Below are 20,389 nucleotides of genomic sequence, written 5' to 3' on the forward strand. Positions count from 1 at the left end.
AGCCCGGTTGCGCCGGAACGCGTCAACGACGGCGTCGATCGTCGACGGGCGATACTCACAAGGTGCGGATGATGCCGGAGAAATCGACCGCGCCGTTCCCCTCTGCGGCGAAAGCTTCGTAGAGTTCGGCGGCGCGCGAGCCCATCGGCGTCGCCGCGTTCGCGTCAGCGGCGGCGGCCATCGCGAGGCGCAGGTCCTTCAACATCAGCGCGGTCGCGAAGCCGCCCTTGTAGTCATTGTCGGCAGGCGTCGTCGGGCCGACGCCGGGGACGGGGCAATAGCTGGTGGTCGACCAGCTCTGGCCGGACGATACGCTGGCGATGTCGTAGAACGCCTGCGGGTCGAGGCCGAGCTTCTGCGCCATCACGAACGCCTCGCACGTGGCGATCATCGTCGCGCCGAGCAGCATGTTGTTGCACATCTTCGCGGCCTGCCCCGCGCCGTTGCCGCCCGCGCGGATCACCGCCTTGCCCATGTCGTCGAGCAGCGGTTTCGCACGGTCGAAGCCGGCGTCGGTGCCGCCGACCATGAAGGTCAGCGTCCCCGCCGCCGCCGCGGCGATGCCGCCGGAGACGGGCGCGTCGACGGCGACGAAGCCCTTCGCGGCGGCAGCCTCGGCGACGCGGCGGGCGGTGGCGACATCGATCGTCGAGCAATCGATCAGCAGCGTGTCGGGGGCGAGCACCGCATACAGCTCGTCGTAGACGGAGGCGACGTGGGTGCCCGCAGGCAGCATCGTCACGACCGCCTCCGCATCCTGCGCCGCGTCGGGCGCGGAGGTGCCGCGGGTGCAGCCCGCGGCTTCGGCGCGGATCAGCGCGTCTTCGCTCAGGTCGAAGGCGCGGACCGTGTGGCCGGCTTTCGCGAGGTTCGCGGCCATGCCGCCACCCATATTACCCAGTCCGATGATCGCAACGCGTGCCATGTTTTCCTCTCCTGTTCCGTGCTCGTGCGGGGCGGGCACCTCTATTACGATGATCCTGCCTCGACCCACCCCGTTCGCCCTGAGCCTGTCGAAGGGGCTGTCTTCACGTGCCGATCGCTTGCGGATGGCTGGGCTTCGACAGGCTCAGCCCGAACGGATCGGGGTTTGTGCCGTCCCATTTCCGCCACGGCGCGAGTTCGCTGCGGCACGGGTCAGCGTCCCGACCACACCCCTGCCCGCTTCTCGACGAAGGCGGCCATGCCCTCCGACTGATCCTCGGTGCCGAACAGGCCGTGGAACAGGCGGCGTTCAAACTGGACTCCGTGCGACAGGCTCATTTCGAACGCCGCGTTGACCATTTCCTTGTTCGCCAGCACGGCGAGCGGGGCCATGCCCGCGATCGTCTGCGCGGTCTTCACCGCCTCGTCGATCAGGTCGTCGGCAGGGACGATGCGGCTGACGAGGCCGGCGCGCTCGGCCTCGGCGGCATCCATCATGCGGCCGGTCAGGCACATCTCCATCGCCTTGGCCTTGCCGACGGCATGCGCCAGCCGTTGCGACCCGCCCATGCCCGGGGACACGGCGAGCTTGACCTCGGGCTGGCCGAACTTGGCGGTGTCGGCGGCGAGGATGAAATCGCACATCATCGCGACCTCGCAACCGCCGCCGAGCGCGTAGCCGGCCACCGCGGCGATGATCGGCTTGCGCGTGCGGGTGAAGCGGTCCCAGCCGGCGAAGAAGTCGTGGCCGTACATATCGGCGAAGCCCTGCGCCTGCATCTCCTTGATGTCGGCGCCCGCTGCGAACGCCTTCGCGCTGCCGGTGAGGACGGCGCAGCCCTGCGACGCATCCTTGTCGAAGGCGGCCATCGCGTGGAGCAGTTCGTCCAGCACCTGACCGTTGAGCGCGTTCAGCGCCTGCGGGCGGTTGAGCGTGACGAGCGTCGCCGCGCCGCGCTGCTCGACCAGGATCGTCTCGTATTCGGCCATCGATGCATCCTTAGCTATAAAGCCACTCCCCTTCAGGGGAGGGTCGGGGGTGGGGACTTTCCACTGGCGACGTGCTTGCGGCGAGGCCCCACCCCCAGCCCCTCCCCTGAAGGGGAGGGGAGAAACTAGTTTGGCGTCCATTCCTCGCCGGCGGGCAAGGGTGCGAAGATGCGGTCGATCATATGGTCGCTGACCTCCGCCGGGGTGCCGGGGTTCCAGCGGGGCGCATTGTCCTTGTCGACGATCAGCGCGCGCACGCCCTCGGCAAAGTCGGGGCGCTGCACGACGTGGACGGCGACGGCGTACTCCTGCCGCATCTCGTCCTCGAAGGTCGGCATCTGCGCACCGTCGAGCACCAGCTTGAGCGACACCTTCATCGCCTGCGGCGACTTGGTCGCGAGCGTGGCGCGCTGGACCTGCGCCCAGTCGCCACCATCCGCGTCGAGTGCGGCGAGGATCGCTTCCAGATCGTCGGCGGCGAACAGGCGGTCGATCGCGTCGCGATGGGCGAGCAGCGGCGCATCCGGCGCGGGGGCAGAGAGTTCGTCCAGCGTTGCCTCGACCGCCTGCGGGTCGGCGGCGATGCGGGTCTTGGCCTCGTCGAGCCGGTCGGCGGTGAGGTAGTGCGTGGCGAGACCGAGGGCGAGGCACTCCGCACCGTTCAGCCGGTGGCCGGTGAGCGCGAGATACTGACCGATGCGGCCGGGCAGGCGCGACAGGTACCAGCCGCCGCCGACGTCGGGGAACAGGCCGATCCCGGTTTCGGGCATCGCGAGCTTCGTGTTCTCCGTCGCGACGCGGTAGCGGCAGGGCAGCGCGATGCCGACGCCGCCGCCCATCGTGATGCCGTCCATGAATGCGACGATCGGCTTGGCGTAGGTGAACAGCCGGTGGTTCATCCGGTATTCGGTGGCGAAGAAAGCGCGGGCGTCGTTCCCGTCGCCGGCGCCGCTGTCGGCGAGCATGCGGATGTCGCCGCCGGCGCAGAAGCCGCGCCCCTCGGCGTGATCGAGGATGATCGCCTCGATCGTGGTATCCGCGCGCCAGTCCTCGAGAGCGGCAGTGATCGCTTCGCACATGGGGAGGTTGAGGGCGTGGAGCGCCTTGGGGCGGTTAAGGCGGAGGTAGGCGACGGGGCCGTCGCCGCTGATGAGGATGTCGTCGGTCACTTCACTCCTCCCCTTGCAGGGGAGGTGGCGCGCGGCGCCGGAGAGGTGCCCCCCTCTCGATGGCGCGTCACCCCTCCGTCACGCCTGCGGCGTGCCACCTCCCCTTGCAGGGGAGGATTAGAAGACGTCGTTGATCCTCCGCGGTACAGGAAGGCGGCGCACCAGAAACGTGACGGAGGGGCAGCAGCAGGCCGTCGCGCTTGTGGCTGCCCCTCCACCAGCTTCGCTGGTCCCCCTCCCCGTGCCGGGGAGGATTGAGCGAGGTTCCTGATCCTCCCCGGTACGGGGAGGTGGCGCGCCATAGGCGTGACGGAGGGGTAGCCGCGGGCCCTCTTGCTTGTGGCTGCCCCTCCACCGCTTCGCGGTCCCCCTCCCCGTGCCGGGGAGGATTTAAGAACGACGCTCACTGGCGCGTCAGTTCGCGGCCGACGATCATGCGCATGACCTGATTGGTGCCCTCGAGAATCGAATGCACGCGCAGGTCGCGCCAGAAGCGTTCGATGGGGTAGTCCATCAGATAGCCGTAGCCGCCGTGCAACTGGAGCGCGCGGTCAACCACGCTGCTGCCGGTGTCGGTCGCCAGCCGCTTGGCCATTGCGGCGAATTTGGTCTTGTCGGGGGCGTTGGCGGTGACCTTGGCGGCGGCGATGTAGAGCAGCGCGCGGGCGGCCTCCAGCTCGGTCGCCATGTCGGCCAGCGTGAACTGCGTGTTCTGGAACTCGGCGATGGGCTTGCCGAACTGCTGGCGATCACGGGTGTAGCCGATCGCTTCGTCGATGCATCGTTGCGCGCCGCCGAGCGAGCAGGCGCCGATATTGAGGCGGCCGCCGTCGAGGCCCATCATCGCGATGCGGAACCCCTCCCCCAGCCCGCCGACGAGGTTCTCGCCGGGCACGCGAACGCCGTCGAACGTCACCTGACGCGTGGGCTGCGAATGCCAGCCGAGCTTGCGCTCGTTGGCGCCGAACGACACGCCGGGCATGTCCTTTTCGATCACCAGCGCGGAGATGCCCTTCGGCCCCTCCTCGCCGGTGCGGACCATCGTGACGTAGACCTCGTTCTCGCCCGCGCCGGAGATGAACTGCTTCGATCCGGTGACGATCCAGTCGTCGCCGTCCTTGACCGCCTTCGTCTTCAGCGCCGAAGCGTCGGAGCCGGACGATGGTTCGGTCAGGCAATAGCTGGCGATGCGGTCCATCGTGACGAGCGACGGCAGGTATTTGTCCTTCACCGTCTGCGACCCGAACCGGTCGATCATCCACGACGCCATGTTGTGGATCGAGATGAACGCGGAGGTGGAGGGGCAACCGTACGCCATCGCCTCCATGATCAGCGCCGCCTCCAGCCGGCCGAGCGCGATGCCGCCGGACTCTTCGGACACGTAGATCGACGCGAAGCCGAGTTCGGCCGCAGCCTTGATCGTGTCGCGCGGGAAGATGTGCTTCTCGTCCCACTCTCCCGCGAACGGCGTGATGCGGTCGGCGGTGAAGCGCCGCGCGAGCTCCTGGATCTCGCGCTGGTCATCCGTCAGGTCGAACTGGTTCGTCACTTGGCTGCCCCCGCCGGGCAGCGCGAATAGCGTTGCGCGCCCTGTTCATCGCCCTTCTCTCCACCGATCGCCTCGCGGATCAGCGTCTTGCCGTCGTCCATCAGCGTCAGCGTCGCGGTCTGCTGCCACGTCTGGCCTTCGCCGGAGAAGGCGAGATCGGTCGTCAGCTTGTTCGGCGATGCGAGGCGGATGTTGCCGGGTACCGCACGCGATTCGTAGAAGCTGAGCTTGTCGGCGGCCACCGTCAGCAGGCCCTTGTTGTCGGCACGCTGCGGATCGCAGTCATTGGCGACCATGCCCCAGCGTCCGGTAAATTCCGCGGGGATCGCGGAGACGGTCTGCTCGACGCGCGTCACGTCGTCGGGGCGGATCGGCACGACGCTGTTGTTCGGGTCGTCCATCAGGTTCGCGGGCGTCTGCTCGATCGCCGCGCCGGCGGTTTCGGGGCTGCTGCTGTTGTTGCTGCCGGCATCTTCCGACGAACCGCAGGCGGCGAGGATCAGGAAGGCGGCCAGACTTAGATGCTTCATGGTCTTCACTCCGCTCAACCCATCGTCGGGATGACGAACGCGTCCTGCACGCGGCTGGGTCCGCCGTCTTCGGAACCGGTCGGCAGGACCGAGCCGTCGGGCCAGCGCTGTGTCACGGTCTTGACCTTGGTCCAGAAGCGGACGCCCTCCATCCCGTGCTGGTTGGTGTCGCCGAACGCGCTGCGCTTCCAGCCGCCGAAGCTGTGATAGGCGACGGGCACCGGGATCGGCACGTTGATGCCGACCATGCCGACGTTGACCCGCGCCGCGAACTCGCGCGCGGCGTGGCCGTTGCGCGTGAAGATCGCGACGCCGTTGCCGTACTGATGCTCGCTCGGCAGGCGCACCGCCGTCTCGAAATCGGGCGCGCGGACGATCTGGAGGACCGGTCCGAAAATCTCCTCCTTGTACGCGCTCATATCGGTGGTGACGCGGTCGAACAGGCTGGGGCCGATGAAGAAGCCCTGCTCATGCCCCTGCAGCGTGAAGTTGCGGCCGTCGACGACCAGTTCCGCGCCCTCGTCGACGCCGGTCTGGATCCAGTTCTCGACGCGGGTGCGGTGCGCGGCGTTCACGACCGGGCCGTAATGCGCCTCCGCGTCGGTCGACACGCCGACGCGCAGCGCGGCGATGGCGGGGATCAGCTTCTCGCGTAGCGCGTCGGCGGTCTTTTCGCCGACCGGCACCACGACCGGAAGCGCCATGCAGCGCTCGCCCGCCGAACCGAATGCCGCGCCGGACAGGTCGGCGACGACCTGGTCGAGGTCGGCGTCGGGCATGACGATGCCGTGGTTCTTCGCGCCGCCCATCGCCTGCACGCGCTTGCCCGCGTCGACGCCGCGGCGGTAGACGTAGTGGGCGATGTCGGACGACCCGACGAAGCTGATCGCGCTGATCGCGGGGTGATCGAGGATGGCGTCGACCATCTCCTTGTCGCCGTGGACGACCTGAAGGATGCCGGCAGGCGCGCCCGCCTCCAGCATCAGCTCGGCGAGGCGGACCGGGACGGAGGGATCGCGCTCCGACGGCTTCAGGATGAAGGCGTTGCCGGTCGCGATCGCGGTACCGAACATCCACATCGGGATCATGCCGGGGAAGTTGAACGGCGTGATGCCCGCGCCGATGCCGAGCGGCTGGCGCATCGAATAGACGTCGATGCCGGGGCCGGCGCCCTGCGTATACTCGCCCTTCAGAACGTGCGGGATGCCGCAGCAGAATTCGATGACTTCGAGGCCGCGCTGGATGTCGCCCTTCGAGTCGGCGATGACCTTGCCGTGTTCGGACGAGAGCATGTGCGCCAGCGCATCCATGTTCTGCTCGACCAGCTCCTTGAAGCGGAACATGACGCGGGCCCGGCGTTGCGGATTGGTGGCGGCCCAGCCGGGCTGCGCGGCCTGCGCGGCGGCGACGGCGCGATCGAGATCGGCCTGCGTGCCGAGCGTGACGCGCGCCTGCACCTGCCCGGTATTGGGGTCGTAGACGTCGCCGCTGCGCGCAACGCCCGCGCTGCCGCCAGACTCCCCGGCGATCACATGATCGATCGTCCGCATCGTCGCTCTCCTATGTCGTCTTGTAATTTCCTTGCGCGGACCTTTGTCGCGATCCGCGCGTGGAGACAAGTCCGATCAGTCGAGGGCAGCGTATACCGTCCGATCGGCAAAGGCTTCGGCGGCGGATCGGGGCGCATCGGTGAACGCGATGCGGGTGTCGCCCCAATCGCTTACGGCCGTGGTGCGCAACGCCACCGCGATGCGCAACGTCTTGCCGCCGTGGTGGCGCTCGAAGGCGAGGATGTGGTCGGCCTGCGCGCCTTCGATCGTGAGGGGGCGGTAGTCGCCCTTTGCGAACAGCTCCGGGTCTTTCCCGCGCAACGCTAGCAATTCCGCAAGCATCGCCATCTTCGGGTCGTTGCGGTTCTCCAGAACCTTACGGCGGCGGGCGTAATCGACGGGCCGGCGGTTGTCGGGATCGACGAGGCTGAGGTCGGCGAGTTCGGTGCCCTGATAGCAGTCGGGCACGCCCGGCACGGTGCAGCGCAGCGCCACCTGCGCGAGCGAATTGGCTTGGGCGGCATCCGCCGTCTCGGTAACCAGCGCCGCAAGGTCCGCCAGGAACTCCGCCGATCGTGCCGGATCGAGCAGGCGCTCGACCAGTGCCTTGCAGCGCGCCTCATAGTCCTCGTCGGGTGCCTCCCACGACGAGCGCAGCTTGGCTTCGCGCAGTGCCTTTTGCTGCCACGCGTTCACGCGCTCGGCGAAGTCAGACAGGCCGGCAGTGTCGTCGGTCGCCAGCCCCTCCGGCCACGCGCCGAACAGCGTCTGGTAGAGCATATAGGCGTCGGCGGGATCGACGCCCTCCAGCGCCTCCATCGCCACCTCGTTCCATGTAGTGACGTGCTTCAGCCACAGATCGGGCACCTCGCTCAGCACGGCGAGGCGGGCGCGGACATCCTCGCCGCGCTTGTGGTCGTGCGTCGCCGTGGTCAGCATCGCGCGGGGCCAGTCGGTCGCCCGCGCCGTCATGCGATCGTGGAAGCCGTCGATCGTGCCGGCGAACTGTTCCGCGTCGAAGCCGACGTCGTTGCGCGAGAGCAGGCGGCCATAGCGGTAGAAGGCGGTGTCCTCGACGCCCTTCGCGGCGACGGGAGCGGAGAGTTGCTGGAAACGGCGGACCGCCTGATGCGCGAGATCGGGATCGCCGGGCCCCTCGCCCGCCAGCCATGCGAGCACGGCATCGACAACGAAGCCCTCGCCCGGCGGGATGAACTTCTCGACCCGGGCGCGCACGTCGGCGCGGATCGCGGCGTCGGTGGCAGGGGCATCGCTGCCGGTGCCATAGGTGCGGTAGACGGGGAATACCCACAGCAGCCGCTGGATCGCGCGCCGCAGCATTTCCGGGGTGAGCGCCAGCGTCTCGTCACTTGACTCGGCCAGCTTTGCGAAGGCGCGGACGCAGGATTTCAGCTGCCCCTCGAATTGCCACGCCAGTTCGTCCTGCCGTGCCTGAAGCTCTTCGGGTGCGAATTCGGCGGGGCGGCCGCTGAGCGACGCCCATGCTTCGGCGAGCGGGGTTTCGCCGGCGGGGTCGTGGAGCAGCGCCGCGACCTCCTCCATGAAATCGTAGCCGCTGGTACCGTCGACACCCCAATCCTTCGCCAGCGGTTCGCCTGCACCGAGGATCTTCTCGATCCAGATCACCGCGTGATCCTGGCGTGGGCCGTCCTCGAATCGCCGGCGCAGCGTGCGGCAGTAATCGGCGGGGTCGGTCAGGCCGTCGACGTGATCGACGCGGACGCCGTCGATCAGTCCCTCTTCCCAGAGGCGGAAGATCAGCGCGTGGGTGCGCTCGAACACCTTGGGGTCACCGACGCGGACGCCGGCGAGTTCGTTGACGGTGAAGAAGCGCCGCCAATTGAGCTCGTCGTCGGCGGTGCGCCACCACGCCAGCCGATAATGCTGGCGGTCGAGCACATCCTCCACCGCATCGGTCGTGCCGCGATCCTCGGCGCGCAGGGGGAAGCGGTGCTCGCCATAGGCGACGATCGCGTCGTCCTCGACCACGACCGCGCCGTCGGCGAGCGCCTTGGGCAGCGGATCGCCGAGTACGGGCAGGACGATCGGCTGTTTCCAGTCGATGTCGAACACGTCGGCGAACTCACTGTCGCGGCCCTTGGCCAGCACATCGTTCCACCACGCGTTCTCAGCCCCGGCGACGCCCATGTGATTGGGCACGATATCGATGACGACACCCATGTCGTGCGCGCGCAACGAAGCAACCAGCGAGCGGAATGCGTCCGCGCCGCCGAGTTCGGGATTGATGCGGGTCGGATCGACCACGTCGTAGCCGTGCATCGACCCCCTGGTCGCGGTGGTGATCGGCGACAGATAGGCGTGGCTGATGCCGAAATCGGCCAGATAGGGCACGATCGCCTCCGCATCGGCGAAGGTGAAATCCTTGTGCAATTGCAGGCGATAGGTGGCGCGCGGGGTCATCGGGTTCTGGCCTTGTTAAGCGTGGCGAGGCGCGCGGCGACGGCGGGCTGGTCCAGCAGCGCCCCCGTCACGTCGGGCATGCGACGTCGCCAATTGGGATGTTCGTCGATCGTGCCGGGCAGGTTGGGCTGTTCGACCAGCCCCGCCACGTCCTCCAGCGGCACGACCGCGATCGCGCACGGCGTCTGCCCGACGAAGCCGAGCGCGGCGTCGATCACGGGTGCGGAATCGTCAGGGGCGGGGCGTTCGCCCGATGCGGTGCCGGCGGCGGTGAAGCTGTTCCACCACCCCTTCCGCTCGTGGTCGCGCGTCGCCTCGGCGGCCTCGCGACTGTCAGCGCGCGTGCTGCGATGGAGTTCGTAGGTGAGTTCGATATCGCGCCCGCGCCACCAGCCGGCGATCGTCGGCAGATCGTGCGTGCCGGTCATCGCGGCGGCTTCGGGCGCCCACTCGTCGGGCGGCGTGATATTGCCTGCGCCGTCCGCCTCGAACGGCATCACCCGCATGCCCATGACGGCGCGCGAATCGAGCTTGGGGCGGAAGCCTTCGGGCACGGTGCCGAGATCCTCGCCGATGACGATCGCCTGCGCCGCGTCCGATTCTATCGCCAGCACGCGCAGCATGTCGTCGAGCGGGTAGGACAGGTATGCGCCGTCCGCCGCCGACTTGCCGTCGGGCACGACCCACAGGCGCTCCAGCCCCATCGCATGATCGATGCGAATGCCGCCGGCGTGTTGTAAGGCAGACCGGAGCGTCGCGCGGAACGGTTCGAAATTGCGCCTCCGCAACGCGGTGGGCGCGAAACCGGTGATGCCCCAATTCTGCCCGTCCGGGCCGAGCAGGTCGGGCGGCGCGCCGATCGACAGGCCGGTGATGAGATCGTCGGGGCGGCTCCACGCATGGCTGCCGCCGGCATCCATCCCCACCGCGAGGTCGGCGATCAGGCCGACGGCCATCCCGGCGGCTTTGGCGGCGGCCTGCGCCTCCGACAGGCTGCGGTCGGCAAGCCATTGGCAGAAGAGGTAGAAGTCTACTTGCTTGGCATGCTCGTGCGCCCAGCCCGCTACCGCGTCGCCGGCGGGATCGTGGAACGAGGTCGGCCAGCCCTGCCACCCGGTCGCGCCGTCCGCGAAGAAATGGGCGTGCAATGCGTCGAAACGGGCGTGGCGTTGCAATTCCTCGCCGCCCGCCTCCGCAAACGCCGCCACCGCGTCGCGCATCGCGTCGGTCCGCGCGTCGAACGTCTGCCGCAGGAGCGCAAGACGCGCGGGGATTGCGGACTGCCAGTCGATCAGGTCCGGCGAGGCTCCTTCGTGCAGGGGCAGGCCGACGATCGCGGGATCGGCAAAGAGGATGTTGAGGAACAGCCGGCTCGACGGTGCATAGGGACTGTAGCGGTTGGCATCCGCGGGGAAGAGCGCGTGCACCGGGCTGATCGCCGCGGCATCCGCTCCCGCGCCGGCCAATGCGGCGACGGCCTCGCGCAGGCTGCCGAAGTCGCCATACGCGCCGCCGCGTTCGTCGCGCAGGCTGGCGATCTGGATCGCCGCGCCCCAGATGCGCCGGTCGCCGGCGGCATCGGCGACGGTGAAGCACCGCTTCGGCGCGACCGCGACCTCGACCTCGCGATCGTCGAGCATCAGCCGGTGATAGCCGGGCAGGTCGATCGCGGGCAGCGTGCCGTTCTGGATCGCCACGTCGCGCCGCGATCCGTCGGCCATCAGCAGTTCGCCGCGACCGGCGAACGGGACCCCGATCGGCGTGCCGACATCGCCGGTCAGGAAGGTGCCGCCGTCGTTGCTCTGACCCTCTGCGTGCTGACGACGGGTGGCCGCGATCGTGCATTCGTCGCGCGCCTCGAAGCCGAGCGCTTCCAGCACGTCGACCAGCACCTCGTCGCGGACCCGTTGCGCCTGACCCGACGCGTCGCGCCAGTCGACCTGAAGCCCGACCTCCGCCGCCAGTTCGTGAAGCGCGCTCATGCCAGCCACACCGCGCAGCTATCCGCCGCGCCCGGTTCGCCCGAGGCGTAGAAAGCCCGTCCCTCCGGGATCGGCACCGGCTCCGACCCGAGGTTCAGCACGATCGTCAGCACGTCATCGCCCAGTTGCCAGCGGGCGGACACCGCGGCGTCGCCGAGCGCCTCCGCGCCGAGCGAGGACGCCCGCTTCAGCGCCGGCACGATCCGCTCCCGCCGCAGCGTCAGCAATTCGGTGTAGAAGGCGCGCCACGCATCCGCGTCCGGGCCGGGCTGCACCCGCGACCGATCGAACGTGTCGACGCAATTGGGGTCGGGGATGGTCGCGCGTTCGGCCGGTTCGTCGAACGCGGCGAACTTCTTGAATTCGTCGCGCCGCCCTTCCCGCACGGCGTCCGCCAGTTCGTCGTGGAAATCGGTGAAGAACAGGAACGGTGTCTCCGATCCGGTCTCGTCGCCCATGAAGATCAGCGGGATCTGCGGCCCGAGCAGCAGCAGCACCGTCGCGGCGCGCAGCTTCGTAGGGCTGGTCAGCAGCGTCAGCCGCTCCCCCAGCGCGCGGTTGCCGATCTGGTCGTGATTCTGGAGGAACGCCACGAACGATGTCGGGGACAGATGCGCGGACGGTTTCCCCCGGGTCTTGCCGTCCTGATTGGTCGACGCCTCGCCCTGATAGATAAAGCCCTCCGCCAGACAGCGCGCCAGCCGTTCGGCGGGGCGATCGGCGAAGTCGGCGTAATAGGCGTCGGTCTCGCCGGTCAGCAGAACGTGCAGGACGTTATGGAAATCGTCGTTCCACTGCGCGTCGTACTTGCCGGGTGCGAGCCGGTCTGAGTCGTTATGCTCGTTCTCCAGCACCAGATGCACCGGGCGCTTCACGGTCGCACGGATTTCGGCGGCCATCGCATCAAGGAACGCGTCATTGGCGATCGCATGCACCGCGTCGAAGCGCAGCCCGTCGAAGCGATATTCCTGGAGCCACATCAGCGCATTGTCGATGAAGAAGCGCCGCGCCGGCTCCTCGTCCACCGCCACGGCGCCACCCCACGGCGTCTTCACCTCCGGGTGGAAGAAGCCGCTGGCATAGCTGTTAAGGTAGTTTCCATCGGGTCCGAAGTGGTTGTAGACCACATCGAGATACATCGACATGCCCAGCTCGTGCGCGCGATCGATGAGTGCCTTCAGGTCCTCGGGTGAGCCGTAGCTGTCTGCAGGCGCATAGGGCAGCACGCCGTCATAGCCCCAGTTGCGCGTGCCGCCGAACGCGTTGATCGGCATCAGTTCGACCGCCGTAACGCCTAATGCGGCGATCTCCGGCAGCTTGTCCGCCAATCCGCGGAAGCCGCCGCAGGTGCCGGCATGCACCTCCATCACGACGGTTTCTTCCCACGCGCGACCGGCCCAGTCGTTGCGCCACTCGTACGCGGCGGGGTCGACGACGATGCTCCACCCGTTGACGCCGCCGTCCTGCGCGCGCGACGCGGGATCTGGCACCGCCATGTCGCCGATGCGGAACCGGTAGCGGGCATCCGCACCGACCGCCGCCTCCGCGGAGAACCAGCCGCCCTCCCCCGCCGTCATGTCGACGGGAGGAAGGCCTTCCAGCTCCAGCGTCACCGCGTCCGCATCGGGCGCCCAGAGCCGGAACGCCGTCCGGTCATCCGCCAGCAGTTCCGGTCCCCAGCGCATCATGCCTCTCCGTCGTCCTGACCGGTGGCTTCCGGCGCGACCTTCCACGCGATCAGCGCGGCCCCGTGCGCGCCGAGTTCGTAATCGTCGCCGATCGCCTCCTCGCGCAGATCGGGTTTGGTGCTATCGATCAGCACCACGCGGTCGCTGTGCGGGGGCGGCAAGGTGAAGGTGATCGTGTCGTCCGACGCGTTCAGCAGCAGCGAAACCGCCTCGATTTCCCCGCTGTCCAGCTTCACCGCACGGCGCATCAGCAGGGCGCGGCCGTCCGGGTTGTTCCAGTCGTCGGACGACAGTTGCTCGCCGCGCTCGTCCCACCATTCGATGTCGTTGACGCCGTGGCCGGGCGAGTTTTGCCCGTACAGGAACGACTTGGAGCGCAGCACCGGATAGCGACTGCGCAGGTCGGCGAGGCGCGAGGTGAAGTCGAGCAGCGACTTGCCCTCCGGCGAGGCGGCGCGCGACCAGTCGAGCCAGCTGATCTCGTCGTCCTGGCAATAGGCGTTGTTGTTGCCCCCCTGCGTCCGCCCGAACTCGTCGCCCGCGACCAGCATCGGCGTGCCGAGCGAGGCGAACAGCGTGGTCAGCATCGACCGCTGGACGGTGGCGCGGGTCGCCTTGATCCCCTCGTCGTCGGCCTCCCCCTCCGCGCCCCAGTTGCGCGAGTAGTTCTCCGAGTGACCGTCGCGATTGTCTTCCTTGTTGGCCTCGTTGTGGCGCTGTTCGTAGGCGACGGTGTCGTACAACGTGAAGCCGTCATGCGCCGCGAGCAGGTTGACGCTGGCCCAGGGACGCCGCGCGCGGCGGTCGAACAGGTCGCCGGAACCGGACAGGCGCGCCGCGAGATCGCCGCGCTGCGAGGGGTCGCCGCGCCAGAACTTGCGGACGGTGTCGCGGTACTTGTCGTTCCACTCGGCGAAACCGGGCGGGAAATTGCCGAGCTGGTAACCGCCGGGGCCGATATCCCAAGGCTCGGTCGACAGCTTCAGCTTGCCGAGTACCGGGTCCTGCCGCAGCACGTCGAAGAAGGCGTGGCCGCTGTCGAACCCCGTTTCCGTCCGCCCGAGCGTCAGGCCGAGGTCGAAGCGGAAGCCGTCGATGCCGAAGCTGGTCGCCCAGTAGCGCAGCGAGTCGGCGATCATCTGGATCACGCGCGCCTTGTCGGTGTTCAGCGTGTTGCCGGTGCCGGTGTCGTTGATCGCATAGCGCGGCTGATCCTTGACCAGCCGGTAGTAGCTGGCGTTGTCCAGCCCGCGCCACGACAGCGTCGGGCCCTTCTCCGACCCCTCGCAGGTGTGATTGTAGACGACGTCGAGGATCACCTCGATGCCGGCGGAGTGCAGGCGGCGAACGGCACGCCGCAGTTCGTCCTGGCTGTCGGTGGCGAGATACGACTGTTCGGGCGCGAAGAACGAGAGCGTGTTGTAGCCCCAGTAATTGCGCAGGCCCTTCTCCTGCAGGAACCGGTCCTGCGTGAAGGCGTGGATCGGCATCAATTCGAGCGCGGTGACGCCCAGTTTCTTCAGATGCTCGATGACCTTCGGGTGGCCGAGCGCGGCATAGGTGCCGCGTTCGCGTGGGGGGACCAGTTCGAACAGCTTGGTCAGGCCCTTGACGTGCGCCTCGTACACCACCGTTTCCGACCACGGCGTGTTCGGGCGGCGATCCTGCGACCAGTCGAAATGATCGTCGACGACGACGCCCTTGGGCATGGCCGGCGCACTGTCACGCGTATCGAAGGACAGGTCCTCCTTGCGCGAGCGAACCTTGTAACCGTGCAGCGCATCGGTCCACTTGATCTGGCCGTGCAGCTTGCGCGCATACGGGTCGAGCAGCAGCTTGTTCGGGTTGAAGCGGTGGCCCTGTTCCGGCTCGTACGGGCCGTGAGCGCGATACCCGTACAGGACACCGGGGCCGACATCCGGCAGATACCCGTGCCAGACCTCGTCCGTCCATTCCGGCAATTCGTAGCGGCGCAGTTCGCGCTTGCCGTCCGGGCTGAAGATGCACAGCTCGATCTTTTCGGCATTGGCGGAGAAGACGGCGAAGTTGATCCCCCCGTCGATGCACGTTGCGCCGAGCGGATAGGGCGAGCCGGCTTCGAGCCGGTCGGGCAGTGACGTCAAGGCGGTGTTCCCCTGTTCTGGATACCGCCGTGAAACCCGCTCGCCGGGGCGCGTGTTCCGCACGCCGCACGCTTATTGTGCATGTGCGAGATCAATCGGGCTTGGACTTCAGAACCGTCATTGCGAGAGTAGCGAAGCAATCCAGGGCAACGCACCACGCCCTGGATTGCTTCGCTACGCTCGCAATGACGGAGAATCGGGCCTACCCGATCAGGCGTCGTCCCGCCCGGAACAGGCCGTCCACCGGCACCTCCAGCCAATCGGGCCGGTTCGCCGCCTCGTACCCGACCTCGTACGCCGCCTTCGCGACGAGCAGCAGGTCGAGGCGTGCGGCATCCGGCGCCTCGCCCGCCTCCGCGACATACGCATCGAGGAACGCCTCGCGCGCATTGTGGCAGAAGGATGCGTAGCGATGCTCGGCCCGCAACGCCTCGGTGTCCGGTCCCGGCGGGCGCGAGCGATCGGCGACGGCGGTGGCATAATCGAACGAGCGCAGGATGCCCGCCACGTCGCGAAGGGCCAGATCCTTGGCGCGGCGCTCCGCGAGTGGCTTGGCCGGCTGACCCTCAAAATCGATCAGCATCACGTCGCCGCCGGTCACCAGCACCTGCCCCAGATGCAGGTCGCCGTGGATGCGCGTCAGCCGCTCGCCGGCGGTAGCACGGGCCACGTCGCGCACCCGGGCGATCAGCGCGTCGCGGTTGGCGAGCAGATACTCCGCCGCTTCCCCGGTCAGGTGCGCGTCTGCGATCCGCGCCAGCGCGTTCTCGACATCGGCGAGCACGTCGGCGGCGAGACGCTCCGCACCGTCCGACGACATCGTGTCCGGCGCGAATGCCGCGTCGTCGCTCGGTCGCGCGAGCACCGCATGCATCTGCGCCAGCCGCTTGCCCAGCGTCTCCGCGAAGGTGCGGTAATTGGCGAAGGTCGACTCGTCGGCGATCGCCAGCCGTTCCAGCGTCGCCAGCGTCCACTGCCAGCCGTCGCCCTGATTGTGGACGAACCGCTGCGCCATCATCAGCAGCGTGTCGTCGGTGATCCGGCGAACCTCGCCCAATATCGGCGGCACCGCCTCGAACCCTTGCGCGACGAGATGGCGGACCATCTCCGCATCGGGATGGATGCCGCTTTCCAGCTTACGCAGCAGTTTCAGGACGACGCGTTCGCCCAGCACCATCGTGCTGTTGGACTGTTCCGCGGTCAGCCACTCGACCGCTTCGTCCGGCTGCACGTCGAGCCCGTCATAACCGGTAAAGGACAGTGCGGCATCGCCCTCTCCCAGGGTGGTGCCGGCGATCATTCCGCCCAGCACGCTGCGCGCGAATTCGCCGACCGCGAAGCCGTCGGTGAGCAGGCCGACGCGGCGGCCGCGACGGACACGCGCCATCGCCAGACTGCCCGCGAAACGCCCCTGCGTCTCGCCTTCCCACGCGATGCCCAGCGGCAGGGAGTAGCGATAGGCGCCGCGATCCGTCTCGACCTCGATCTCCGCGAGCAACAGGTCCTCGACGCCGGGCAGCGGATCGCAGCGGATCAGCCGCACCTCGTTCAGCGCCTCGTCCTTGGCCCCGAACCAGCGGCGCTGCGCGATGTAGGTCGGCAGCACGTCGCGCTCCAGCACGGATCGGTTGGAGCCGACCGTCACGTCCTCCAGCTCCGGCCGCAGCACGAAGGTGAAGCGCTCCACCTCCAGCGACGGCGCGCTGGTCGCCCAGGCGGGCGCGTTGGCCTGATCGCTGAGCACGAACCACAGGAAACCATAGGGCGGCAGCGTCAGCACATAGGGCTGCGGCCCGACCGCCGGAAACGCCACGCCGCCGGTGAGTTCGACCGGGGTCAACCCCTCATGCTCCTGAAGGTCCAGTTCCACTGCCTGCGCGGTGCGGCCGAGGTTGAACACGCACAGGATGCGATCGTCCTGATATTCGCGGATGTAGGCGAGGATCTTGCGGTTGGCGGGGCGCAGGAAGCGCTGCGTCCCGCGACCGAAGGCGGGATGCTCGCGTCGCACCGCCAGCATGCGCTTGACCGCGTTCAGCTGCGAATGGCCGTCGCGCTCCTGCGCCTCCACGTTCACCGCCTGATAGCCGTAGAGCGGGTCCATGATCGCGGGAAGCGTGAGTTGCGGCGGATCGGCGCGGCTGAAGCCGCCGTTGCGGTCGGGCGACCATTGCATCGGCGTGCGGACGCCGTCGCGGTCGCCGAGATGGATGTTGTCGCCCATCCCGATCTCGTCGCCGTAATACAGCACCGGCGTGCCGGGCATCGTCAGCAGCAGCGCGTGCATCAACTCGATGCGCCGCCGGTCCCGCTCCATCAGCGGCGCGAGGCGGCGGCGGATACCAAGATTGATCCGCGCGCGCCGGTCGGCGGCATAGGTGTTCCAGAGATAGTCTCGCTCCGAATCGGTGACCATTTCCAGCGTCAGTTCGTCGTGGTTGCGCAGGAAGATCGCCCATTGGCAGTTCGCCGGAATATCGGGCGTCTGGCGCATGATGTCGGTGATCGGGAAGCGATCCTCCTGCGCCACCGCCATGTACATGCGCGGCATCAGGGGGAAGTGGAACGCCATGTGGCACTCGTCGCCCGCCTCGCCCGCCGCGGCGCTGTCGCCGAAATATTGCTGCGTATCCTCCGGCCACATATTGGCTTCGGCGAGCAGCATGCGGTCGGGATATTCGCGGTCCAGCGCGGCCCTGATCTTCTTCAGGACGTCGTGCGTCTCGGGCAGGTTCTCGTTCGAGGTGCCGTCACGCTCGATCAGATACGGAATGGCGTCCAGCCGCAGCCCGTCGACGCCGAGATCGAGCCAGAAGCGCATGACGCGCAGCACTTCCTCCAGCACCGCCGGATTGTCGAAGTTCAGGTCGGGCTGGTGCGAATAGAAGCGGTGCCAAAAATAGGCACCCGCCTCCTCGTCCCACGTCCAGTTGGACTTTTCGGTGTCGAGGAAGATGATGCGGGTGCCGCTGTAGAGCTTGTCGTCGTCGGACCAGACGTAGAAGGCGCGTTCCGGCGATCCCGGCGGGGCCTTGCGCGCGGCCTGGAACCACGGATGCTGGTCCGATGTGTGGTTGATGACGAGTTCGGTGACGACGCGAATGCCTCGATCGTGGGCCGCCGCGATAAATGCGGTCGCATCCTCCATCGTGCCGTAATCGGGGGACACGTCCTCGTACGCGGCGATGTCGTAGCCGTCGTCGCGCCGCGGGCTGGGATAGAAGGGCAGCAGCCAGATGCAGGTCACGCCGAGGTCGGCGATGTAATCCAGCTTCTGCAACAGTCCCTTGAAGTCGCCGATGCCGTCATTGTTGCTGTCGTAGAAGGATTTGACGTGGACCTGATAGATCACCGCGTCCTTGTACCAGAGCGGGTCCTTCATCGGATCGGTGACGGCGTCCGACTGCAACTCGCTCATGCGAAACCTCCGGGCGTCAGGCGCCAGATACGATAGGGTTGGTCGGGCTCGATGCGGATGAACTGATCCTTCCCATACCAGCGGAAGCGCCAGCCCTCGCCCAGATCCTCGACATCGACGCTGGCATTATCGTCCAGCCCGAGCTCCCAGAGCGGAATCTGGAAATTGCATTCATGGCCGTTGTGCGGGTCGAGATTGACCATGACGCAGATGATTCCCTTTCCGTCCGGATCGGGCTTGCCGTACCAGATGATGTTGTCGTCGTTGGCGACGAAGAACTTGGTATTCAGATGCGTCTGAAGCGCCGGATATTGCCGGCGAATACGGTTGAGCATCGCAATGTCCATCGTGATGTTGCCCGGCGCGTTCCAGTCGCGCGGCTTGACGATGTACTTCTCGCTGTCGAGATATTCTTCCTTGCCGGGGATCGCCGCGGCCTCGCACAGCTCGAAGCCGGAATAGACGCCGAACAGGCCCGACAGCGTCGCCGCGAGCACGGCGCGGATGCGAAAGCCGGGCCGGCCGGATGTCTGGAGATAGACCGGGTTGATATCTGGCGTGTTGACGAAGAAATGCGGCCGGTAGAACTCCTTGGGAGCCTCCGTCGTCAGTTCCTCGATATACTCGGTCAGCTCGTCCTTGCGGTCGCGCCAGGTGAAATAGGTGTAGCTTTGCGAGAAGCCGACCTTCGCAAGCTGGTACATCATCGTCGGGCGCGTGAACGCCTCCGCCAGGAAGATCGCATCGGGATGCTGTGCGCGGACCTCGCCGATCATCCACTCCCAGAACGGCAGCGGCTTGGTGTGCGGATTGTCGACGCGGAAGACCTTCACGCCGTGTTCGACCCACAACAGCACGACATCGCGCAGCGCGACCCACAGGCCCGGGATCGCGTCGGGGCCGTAGAAATCGACGTTGACGATGTCCTGATATTTTTTCGGCGGGTTCTCCGCATACTTCATCGACCCGTCGGGTCGCCATGCGAACCAGCCGGGATGATCCTTCAGCCAAGGGTGATCCGGCGAACACTGGATCGCGAAGTCCAGCGCGACCTCCAGCCCGTGCGCCTTCGCCGCCTCCACCAGCCGCGCGAACGCCTCGAACCCGCCGAGTTCGGGATGCACCGCATCGTGTCCGCCCGCATCCGAACCGATCGCATAGGGGCTGCCGGGATCGTTCGGGCCCGGCGTCAGCGTGTTGTTCGGTCCCTTGCGGTTGGTTTTGCCGATCGGGTGGATCGGCGGGAAATACAGCGTGTCGAACCCCATGTCGCGGATCTGCGGCAGGCGCGGGATGACATCGTCGAATGTGCCGTGCTTCGTCGGATCGATGACCTGCGAGCGCGGGAACAATTCGTACCAGCTGGAAAACCGCGCCGCGAGGCGTTCGGCATCGAGCAGGACCGTCGCCGAGCGCAACCGGTGCGGCCGGTCGTCCGCCGCCGTCATCAGTCGCGCGAGTTCGTCCGCCAGCAGCAGTTCGGCCCCTTCGCGCGCATCGTCACCGGCATCGACACGGTCGGCCCAGCGCAAAAGCTCGGCATTGCCGGTGCGCTTCGCCGCCGCACGCACGATGCCGCGGCCCTCCATGTAATCGACCCGCTGCGCCACGTCCGCACCCAGCTTCTTGGCGAAATCGCGCCGAAAGCCGCCGAATACGTCCAGCCAGCCCTCGACCGCGAACTCATGCCGGCCCAGCCGCTCGGGCACGAATACCGCGCGCCAGCGATCGGTCGGCAGCGCCGCCATCCGCACCGCGCGCCATTCGGTCTCGTCGGCGGGCCGCCACAATAGTTCGACCGCGAGTTGCTCGTGCCCGTCGGTGAAGACGTTCGCCTCCACCGTCACCGCTTCGCCGGCGATCCGCTTGACCGGCCAGCCGCCATCGACGCTGGGCGCGATCGTGTCGATCACCAGCCGCTCTGCCGGTTTGGTCGCACGATCCAGCGCTTCGGTTTTGGGCATCAGCAGAATCGGATCGAGCGCGCTGTGGCGCGTCGTCTGGGTGGCATCAGGCATCAACAA

General features: G+C 67.6%; 12 protein-coding genes. All 12 read right to left on the bottom strand.

The genetic code is table 11. From position 1 onward, the window contains the following. Positions 1-55: 55 nt before the first annotated feature. The 12 genes from mmsB to ILT43_RS05235 all read right to left on the bottom strand — a co-directional run bounded on the left by mmsB (position 56) and on the right by ILT43_RS05235 (position 20,383). Positions 56-925 (bottom strand): 3-hydroxyisobutyrate dehydrogenase, encoded by an 870-nt coding sequence (mmsB, locus tag ILT43_RS05180; protein WP_204195737.1) that lies wholly within the window; start codon positions 923-925, stop codon positions 56-58. A gap of 212 nt (positions 926-1,137) precedes the next feature. Continuing rightward, a complete protein-coding gene (locus ILT43_RS05185; RefSeq protein WP_204195756.1) occupies positions 1,138-1,914 on the bottom strand; it encodes an enoyl-CoA hydratase in 777 nt (258 codons plus the stop codon). 125 nt (positions 1,915-2,039) lie between these two features. Then, on the bottom strand, positions 2,040-3,083 hold the full coding sequence (locus ILT43_RS05190) for a 3-hydroxyisobutyryl-CoA hydrolase (protein WP_204195757.1): 1,044 nt from the start codon (positions 3,081-3,083) through the stop codon (positions 2,040-2,042). A 403-nt stretch (positions 3,084-3,486) separates the two neighbouring features. Further along, positions 3,487-4,632 carry an acyl-CoA dehydrogenase family protein gene (locus tag ILT43_RS05195; protein ID WP_204195774.1) on the bottom strand — a complete coding sequence of 382 codons (1,146 nt, stop codon included), beginning with the start codon at positions 4,630-4,632 and terminating at the stop codon, positions 3,487-3,489. Next, positions 4,629-5,162: a hypothetical protein gene (locus ILT43_RS05200; protein ID WP_204195780.1), complete on the bottom strand. Its 534-nt coding sequence runs from the start codon at positions 5,160-5,162 to the stop codon at positions 4,629-4,631. The genes ILT43_RS05195 and ILT43_RS05200 overlap by 4 nt, the downstream gene beginning before the upstream one ends. Positions 5,163-5,176: 14 nt before the next feature. Beyond that, positions 5,177-6,712, bottom strand: a complete 1,536-nt coding sequence (locus ILT43_RS05205; RefSeq protein WP_204195791.1) for a CoA-acylating methylmalonate-semialdehyde dehydrogenase — start codon at positions 6,710-6,712, stop codon at positions 5,177-5,179. Between the two features lie 75 nt (positions 6,713-6,787). Then, entirely contained in the window at positions 6,788-9,154 is a 2,367-nt protein-coding gene (gene treY / locus ILT43_RS05210; RefSeq protein WP_204195793.1) for a malto-oligosyltrehalose synthase, read from the bottom strand. After that, the gene (gene malQ / locus ILT43_RS05215) at positions 9,151-11,136 is read right to left on the bottom strand and encodes a 4-alpha-glucanotransferase (RefSeq protein WP_204195794.1); all 1,986 of its coding nucleotides are present in this window, start codon (positions 11,134-11,136) and stop codon (positions 9,151-9,153) included. The genes treY and malQ overlap by 4 nt, the downstream gene beginning before the upstream one ends. Continuing rightward, a complete protein-coding gene (treZ, locus tag ILT43_RS05220; RefSeq protein WP_204195800.1) occupies positions 11,133-12,824 on the bottom strand; it encodes a malto-oligosyltrehalose trehalohydrolase in 1,692 nt (563 codons plus the stop codon). Before treZ ends, malQ begins: the two co-directional genes overlap by 4 nt. Further along, positions 12,821-14,947 (bottom strand): glycogen debranching protein GlgX, encoded by a 2,127-nt coding sequence (gene glgX, locus ILT43_RS05225; RefSeq protein ID WP_204195824.1) that lies wholly within the window; start codon positions 14,945-14,947, stop codon positions 12,821-12,823. Before glgX ends, treZ begins: the two co-directional genes overlap by 4 nt. A 202-nt stretch (positions 14,948-15,149) precedes the next feature. Then, positions 15,150-18,365, bottom strand: coding sequence for a maltose alpha-D-glucosyltransferase (gene treS, locus ILT43_RS05230; protein WP_204195845.1), 3,216 nt, complete (start codon positions 18,363-18,365; stop codon positions 15,150-15,152). Beyond that, the gene (locus tag ILT43_RS05235; protein ID WP_204195848.1) at positions 18,362-20,383 is read right to left on the bottom strand and encodes an alpha-1,4-glucan--maltose-1-phosphate maltosyltransferase; all 2,022 of its coding nucleotides are present in this window, start codon (positions 20,381-20,383) and stop codon (positions 18,362-18,364) included. Before ILT43_RS05235 ends, treS begins: the two co-directional genes overlap by 4 nt. Positions 20,384-20,389: the final 6 nt, after the last annotated feature.

Origin of the sequence: Sphingomonas longa, assembly GCF_016892685.1 — a bacterium.
GTDB lineage: Bacteria > Pseudomonadota > Alphaproteobacteria > Sphingomonadales > Sphingomonadaceae > Sphingomonas > Sphingomonas longa.

Excerpts from the sequence above, each read along its gene's own strand:
- treS (WP_204195845.1), bottom strand. The coding sequence starts at position 18,365 with ATGAGCGAGTTGCAGTCGGACGCCGTCACCGATCCGATGAAGGACCCG.
- ILT43_RS05205 (WP_204195791.1), bottom strand. The coding sequence starts at position 6,712 with ATGCGGACGATCGATCATGTGATCGCCGGGGAGTCTGGCGGCAGCGCG.
- treZ (WP_204195800.1), bottom strand. The coding sequence starts at position 12,824 with ATGATGCGCTGGGGACCGGAACTGCTGGCGGATGACCGGACGGCGTTC.
- mmsB (WP_204195737.1), bottom strand. The coding sequence starts at position 925 with ATGGCACGCGTTGCGATCATCGGACTGGGTAATATGGGTGGCGGCATG.
- treY (WP_204195793.1), bottom strand. The coding sequence starts at position 9,154 with ATGACCCCGCGCGCCACCTATCGCCTGCAATTGCACAAGGATTTCACC.
- ILT43_RS05200 (WP_204195780.1), bottom strand. The coding sequence starts at position 5,162 with ATGAAGCATCTAAGTCTGGCCGCCTTCCTGATCCTCGCCGCCTGCGGT.
- ILT43_RS05185 (WP_204195756.1), bottom strand. The coding sequence starts at position 1,914 with ATGGCCGAATACGAGACGATCCTGGTCGAGCAGCGCGGCGCGGCGACG.
- ILT43_RS05235 (WP_204195848.1), bottom strand. The coding sequence starts at position 20,383 with ATGCCTGATGCCACCCAGACGACGCGCCACAGCGCGCTCGATCCGATT.
- malQ (WP_204195794.1), bottom strand. The coding sequence starts at position 11,136 with ATGAGCGCGCTTCACGAACTGGCGGCGGAGGTCGGGCTTCAGGTCGAC.